We start from the raw sequence: 5,581 nt of genomic DNA on the forward strand, positions 1-5,581 counted from the left end.
GGTCGCGGAGCCGACGAACGCCGGGACGGCCTCGCCCGCCGGGCCCCGCGTCGATCGCTGCACCGCCTGCGCGAGGTCGTTCGCCATGACCGCGCGCAGGCGGTTGATACCGCTCATCCCCTTCAGCCGCCCCTGCACCGCGTCCTGCGTATCGATGCTGCTGCGCAGCAAGCCGACACCCATCGCCGCGATCAAGGCAAAGATCGAGAGTGCGACGAGCATCTCGACGAGGGTGAAGCCGCGCTCGTCCTTCATCGCGACGGCCGGATGATCGTCAGCGCCGCCTGCCCGCGTCCGCTTTCAGGCCGGACCATCAGGTCGATGCGCAGCAGCGCATCGTCGGCGGTCTTCGCGACGCGCTGTTCGACGCGCCAGTTGCGCCCCGCGTTGGCGACGCCGGTCGTGCTGTTCCCGATCGTCGGGGGCGCGGGATCGGTCCAGAGTTCGACCGCGCGGTTCTGTACGACAATGCCCGCCATCGTGCTCTCGTCGAGGTCGCCCGCCGTCCGCACGGCATAGGCATCGAGGCGGATCAGCGCGAGCGCGGCGATGCTGATCACGCTGAGCGCCACCAGCATTTCGAGCAGCGTGAACCCCCCTTCGACGGGTAGCGAGCGATGGCCGTCATCATTGACCACGGCTGACCTCCCCGGTTGCCGAGACGCGCACGATCTCGCGCGCATCGCCGCCGGTCAGGACGATCGCCTGCGGCGTCGGACTGATGCCAACGCGGTCGAACAGGACACGCGCCGCGCCCTGCCCGTTTCCGGCCGAAAAACGCACATCGCCCGGCCAGTTCCGCTGTTCGAAGGCGCGGCCGGGAAGCGGCTGCCATTCGCCCGATATCCGCCGTTCGAACCCATAGCCCGACGGCGCGAAATTGACCGCGACGCTGCGCCCCTCGATCACCGCGACATCGCGCGCGGCGGCAAGGCGCGCCGCAAGACGGTCGGCCTCGCTGCGCACCGTGCGTTCCTCGCCCGGGATGGTGAGGACGACCGCAGTCGCGGCGAGCGCCATGATCGCGAGCACGACCATCAGTTCGACCAGCGTGAAGCCGTTGGCGTCGGGACGCGCGCGCGTCTCAGCCGTCGCTGCGAATGTCCGCATTGTCGTCGGTCCCGCCGGGGGCGCCGTCGGCGCCGAGCGACCAGACGTCGAACGCCTTGCCGTTCGGCCCGGGCGCCTGATAATTATAGGGACGGCCCCACGGATCAGCGGGCAGCTTCTTGATATAGCCGCCGCGGCGATAGCGTTCGGGCTGCGCGAGCGCGGGCGGCGCAGTGACGAGCGCGTTCAGTCCGTCGGTCGATGCCGGATAGGTCAGATTGTCGAGCCGATATTGTTCGAGCGCGGTTTCGAGCGTCGAAATATCGGCCTTGGCCTTGGTCACCATCGCGCGATCCTGACTGGGCAGGACGTTGATCATCACCACCGTCGCGAGCAGGCCGATGATGAAGATCACAACCATCAATTCGGTCAGCGTAAAGCCGCGCTCGTCCTTTTTGCGGCGCAAGGCCGGCGGTCGGCTCCGATCGGAACAGGACGTATCGAGCATCAGGCGAACGATTAGCTTCATCAGCGACATTTTCATAGTCCGGCTAGGTTCTGCAACTGAAGGATCGGAAGCAGAATGGCGAGGATGATCAGGGCCACGCACGACCCCATAACGACAATTATGACAGGTTCGAGAAGCGCCATCGACGCCGCCGTGAAGCGGTCGAATTCGCGTTCGAGATAATCGGCAGCGCGTTCGAGCATCTGCTCGAGCCGCCCCGCGCTTTCGCCGCTGGCGGTCATATAGACGAGCAGCGGCGGAAAGACCCCGGCGTCGCGGAGCGCCGCCGAGAGACCGCCACCCGCACGCACCTGGTCGACGATATGGGCGGTCGCGCCGGCCAGCGCGGCGTTGCGGATCGTCGGGACGGTGAGTTTCAGCCCTTCGACCAGCGGCAGGCGGCTCGACACCATCGTCGACAGCGTGCGCGCGAAACGCGCCGCGTAAAGATCGCGGAGCAGGCGTCCGAACAGCGGCAGGCGAAGCAGCCGGCCATCGACGCGCGCCTTGAACGCCGGACGACGCATCGCGGTCACCCAGCCAAAGCTCGCCGCTGCGATCAGCAAGGCGATCAGCCACCACCAGTTCGCCGCAAAGCCCGATATCGCGATCACCGCGCGGGTCAGAAAGGGCAATTGCTGGCCGCTGTCCGTAAATTGCTCGACGACGCGCGGGACGACGAAGATCATCAGCGCCGCGACGACGCCGATCGCGACGATCGCGAGCACGATCGGGTACGCCAGCGCCGCGATCAGCTTTCCGCGCACTTCGGCCTGCCGTTCGAGCAGGTCGGCGAGCCGCGCGAGGATCGTCGTGAGGCTGCCCGTGGTTTCACCCGCGGCGACCATCGCGCGATAAAGCGGCGGGAAGCTCGCGGGCTGGCGCGCCATCGCGTCGGCGAGACGGCGTCCTTCGAGCAACCCGGCGTGGACGTCGCCGATGACGGCGCGCGCGCTTTCGGCCTCGCTCTGGCGCGTCAGCGTGCGCAGCGCCTCTTCGAGCGGTGCGACCTCGGCGAGCGTCGCAAGCTGGCGGGTGAAGAGCGCGAGTTCCTTGCTACCGAGCCTGGTCTTCCGAAAGGCGAGCAGCGAGCGACCCGCGGGCTTCGCGCCCGCGACCTCGACCGCGACGATATGGAACTTGCGGCGGATCAGGTCGGCGCGCGCGGCATCGTCGCCCGCGGCAGTCAGCCGCCCCTTGCGCTCGCGGCCCTGCGGATCGATCGCCACATAGCGATAATCAGGCATCGATTTCCTCGCGCCGCGCGATGCGGATCGCCTCCTCGGCGGTGGTCAGCCCTTTCGCGACCATCGCGCGCGCGGCCGATGCCAGCGTCGGCGATTTCAGGAACGCATGGCGTGTGATCATCGCCTCGTCACCGCCATTGTAGATGTAGCGGCGGACGGTTTCGTCGACCTTGATCGCCTCGAACACGCCGATGCGACCCTTGAAGCCGGTGCCGCCGCACTGGTCGCAGCCCTTCGGGCGCCAGATGACGGTGCCGATGTCGAGCCCGAGGATCGCGGCGACGCTGTTGTCGGCCTGCACCGGCTCGCGGCAATGGTCGCAGAGCTTGCGAACGAGGCGCTGCGCAAGGACCGCGCGCAAGGTCGAGGCGAGCAGAAAGGGTTCGACCTTCAGATCCTTGAGACGCGTGATCGCGCCCACCGCATCGTTGGTGTGAACGGTCGAAAGGACAAGATGCCCGGTCAGCGACGCCTGCACCGCGATATCGGCGGTTTCGCGGTCGCGGATTTCACCGACCATCACGACGTCGGGATCCTGGCGCAGGATCGCGCGCAGCCCCGCGGCGAAATCGAGTCCGACCTTGGAATTCACCTGCGTCTGACCGACGCCGTCGACGGCATATTCGACCGGGTCCTCGACGGTCAGGATGTTGCGCTGGCCGTCGTTGAGCTGCTTGAGCGCGGCATAGAGCGTCGTCGTCTTGCCCGATCCGGTCGGCCCCGTGACGAGGATGATGCCATTGGGTTCGGCGAGCGCCTCGCGCAAGATCTGGTCGGCGGCGCCCGACAGGCCGAGCACGTCGAAGTCGATCCCCGCCGCATCCTTGTCGAGGATACGCATCACGACACGCTCGCCCGCGCGGCTGGGAAGCGTCGAGACACGGACGTCGACCGCCTTGCCCGCGAGCGTCAGCCCGATACGCCCGTCCTGTGGCACGCGGCGTTCGGCAATGTCGAGCCGCGCCATCACCTTGATGCGGCTGACGACGACCGGTGCGACATGTGGCGGCATGCGCAGATGCTCGCGCAGCACGCCGTCGGTACGCATCCGCACGACGAGCCCGCTTTCATAGGGTTCGATATGGATATCGCTGACGCCCTGCCGCACCGCTTCGGCGATGATCGCGTTGATCAGGCGGATCGCGGGGGCATCGTCGGCGCTGTCTAGCAGGTCCTCGGCGCTCGGCAGGCTGAAGTCGATGTCGCTGCCGTCGAGCGAACCCGCCATCGCGGCGGCCGAGCTGTCGATGGCATAATGGTCCGAGAGCAGCCGGTCGAATTCGGCCGCGTCGGCGGTGGCGACGCGCAGCGGCTGCGCGAGGTAGCGTTTCACCTCGATCAGCACCGCCGGATCGCTGCCCTCGCGGAGCGTCGCAAGCCAGACGCCGTTTTCGCCCGGCGCGATCACGACGCCATGCGTGCGGGCAAAACCATAGGGAATATCAACCGGTGCCGGGGGAGGCGCCGCCGGTTCGATGTCGGTCACGGATAGTCTCCGGTCGGGGGAGCGGGGGCCTGCGAGGTCGAAGGCGGCACGTCGGTCGGCGTGATGCGACCGTCGGAGCCACGCAATTCGGGCAGGTTGACCGGCCCGACGGTGACGTCGGCGGCCGTCGGCGTGGTCGGCACCGGCGGCACCGCGCCCAGATAATCGCGGACCAGTGTGTCGATCGCGGGCTCCTGATCAGGATTTCGCTGCAACTGGAAGTCGCGGATATAGCCGTAGCGGCGCGCGGTGAGCGCGGCATTGTCTTCGCGATTGCGCAGGATCGTCGGGCGGATGAAGACCATGAGATTGGTCTTCGCGCGCGTCCGGCTGCGCGACTTGAAGAGTTCGCCGATGAGCGGAATGTCGCTGAGCAACGGGATACGCTCGATCGTCCGGCGTTCGTCGTCGTTGAGCAACCCGCCGATCGCGAGGATTTCGCCATCGTCGACGGTCAGCACGGTTTCGAACGAGCGCTTGTTGAGGATGAGATCGCTGTTACGCGACGAGACGGGCCCCGCGACGCTCGACACTTCCTGCCGCAAGAACAGCTTCACCTCGCCCGCGCCGTTGACCTGCGGGGTGACGTCGAGCTTGATGCCCACCTCTTCACGCTGGACGGTGCGGAAGGCATTGTCGAAATTGTCGCTGAGCGCTTCGCCCGTCGTGATCGGGACTTCCTGCCCGACGAGGAATTTCGCCGCCTGATTATCGAGCGTGACGATATGCGGGGTCGCGAGCAGGTTGGACGTCGTGTCGGACTTTACCGCGTTGATGATCGCGCCGAAGATCGTATTCTTGCCGATATCGCCCGCGAAGCCTGCAAAACCGCCGCTCGCGCCGAGCAGCGACGCCGCCGCGGCTTCCTGCAGGCTGTTGCCGAGCGAACTGGAGGTCTGGGTGACGACGGTTTCGCCGTCGACCGTGGTCTTGTCCTGCGTCAGCTTGGTCGCGGCATAGGCGCCGCCGAGCGTCAGGATATTGGGCTGCGCGTTGCTGTAGCTCGTCGCGACAAACGGGATATTCTTGCCGCCGAGCAGGAACTGGACGCCGAGCCGTTTCGCCGCATCGTCGCCAATCTCGACCACGATCGCCTCGACCAGCACCTGCTGGCGCCGGCTGTCGAGCTGGCGGATCAGTTCGCCGAGCATCCGCTGCACTTCGCTGTTCGCGGCGACAATGATCGCATTGGCGCCCTCGTAGCGGGTGACGATCGCGGGGCCACGGGTCGAGATGCTGCCGGTTCCGCCGCCCCCGACCGACGTCGGGGCGGCCGGCGCGGGTGCGGCG

General features: G+C 67.2%; 6 protein-coding genes and 1 pseudogene. All 7 read right to left on the reverse strand.

What is annotated here, in order from left to right; genetic code table 11:
• The coding region (locus VN047_RS09795; protein WP_325542185.1) for a PulJ/GspJ family protein at window positions 1–255 on the reverse strand (255 nt) is incomplete at its 3' end.
• A complete protein-coding gene (gspI, locus tag VN047_RS09800) occupies window positions 252–638 on the reverse strand; it encodes a type II secretion system minor pseudopilin GspI (protein ID WP_325542187.1) in 387 nt (128 codons plus the stop codon). The genes gspI and VN047_RS09795, both read right to left, overlap by 4 nt.
• Complete coding sequence (locus VN047_RS09805; protein WP_325542189.1) at window positions 628–1,110, reverse strand: GspH/FimT family pseudopilin; 483 nt, start codon at window positions 1,108–1,110, stop codon at window positions 628–630. Before VN047_RS09805 ends, gspI begins: the two co-directional genes overlap by 11 nt.
• A complete protein-coding gene (gene gspG, locus VN047_RS09810; protein ID WP_414712692.1) occupies window positions 1,085–1,558 on the reverse strand; it encodes a type II secretion system major pseudopilin GspG in 474 nt (157 codons plus the stop codon). Before gspG ends, VN047_RS09805 begins: the two co-directional genes overlap by 26 nt.
• Before the next feature lie 32 nt (window positions 1,559–1,590).
• Window positions 1,591–2,805, reverse strand: coding sequence for a type II secretion system inner membrane protein GspF (gene gspF / locus VN047_RS09815; protein ID WP_325542194.1), 1,215 nt, complete (start codon window positions 2,803–2,805; stop codon window positions 1,591–1,593).
• Window positions 2,798–4,291 carry a type II secretion system ATPase GspE gene (gene gspE, locus VN047_RS09820; protein ID WP_325542196.1) on the reverse strand — a complete coding sequence of 498 codons (1,494 nt, stop codon included), beginning with the start codon at window positions 4,289–4,291 and terminating at the stop codon, window positions 2,798–2,800. The genes gspF and gspE overlap by 8 nt, the downstream gene beginning before the upstream one ends.
• Window positions 4,288–5,581: pseudogene (locus tag VN047_RS09825) on the reverse strand (type II secretion system protein GspD); the annotation flags it as partial. The gene gspE and the pseudogene VN047_RS09825, both read right to left, overlap by 4 nt.

The sequence above is a fragment of the Sphingopyxis sp. genome (assembly GCF_035565275.1).
Lineage (GTDB): Bacteria > Pseudomonadota > Alphaproteobacteria > Sphingomonadales > Sphingomonadaceae > Sphingopyxis.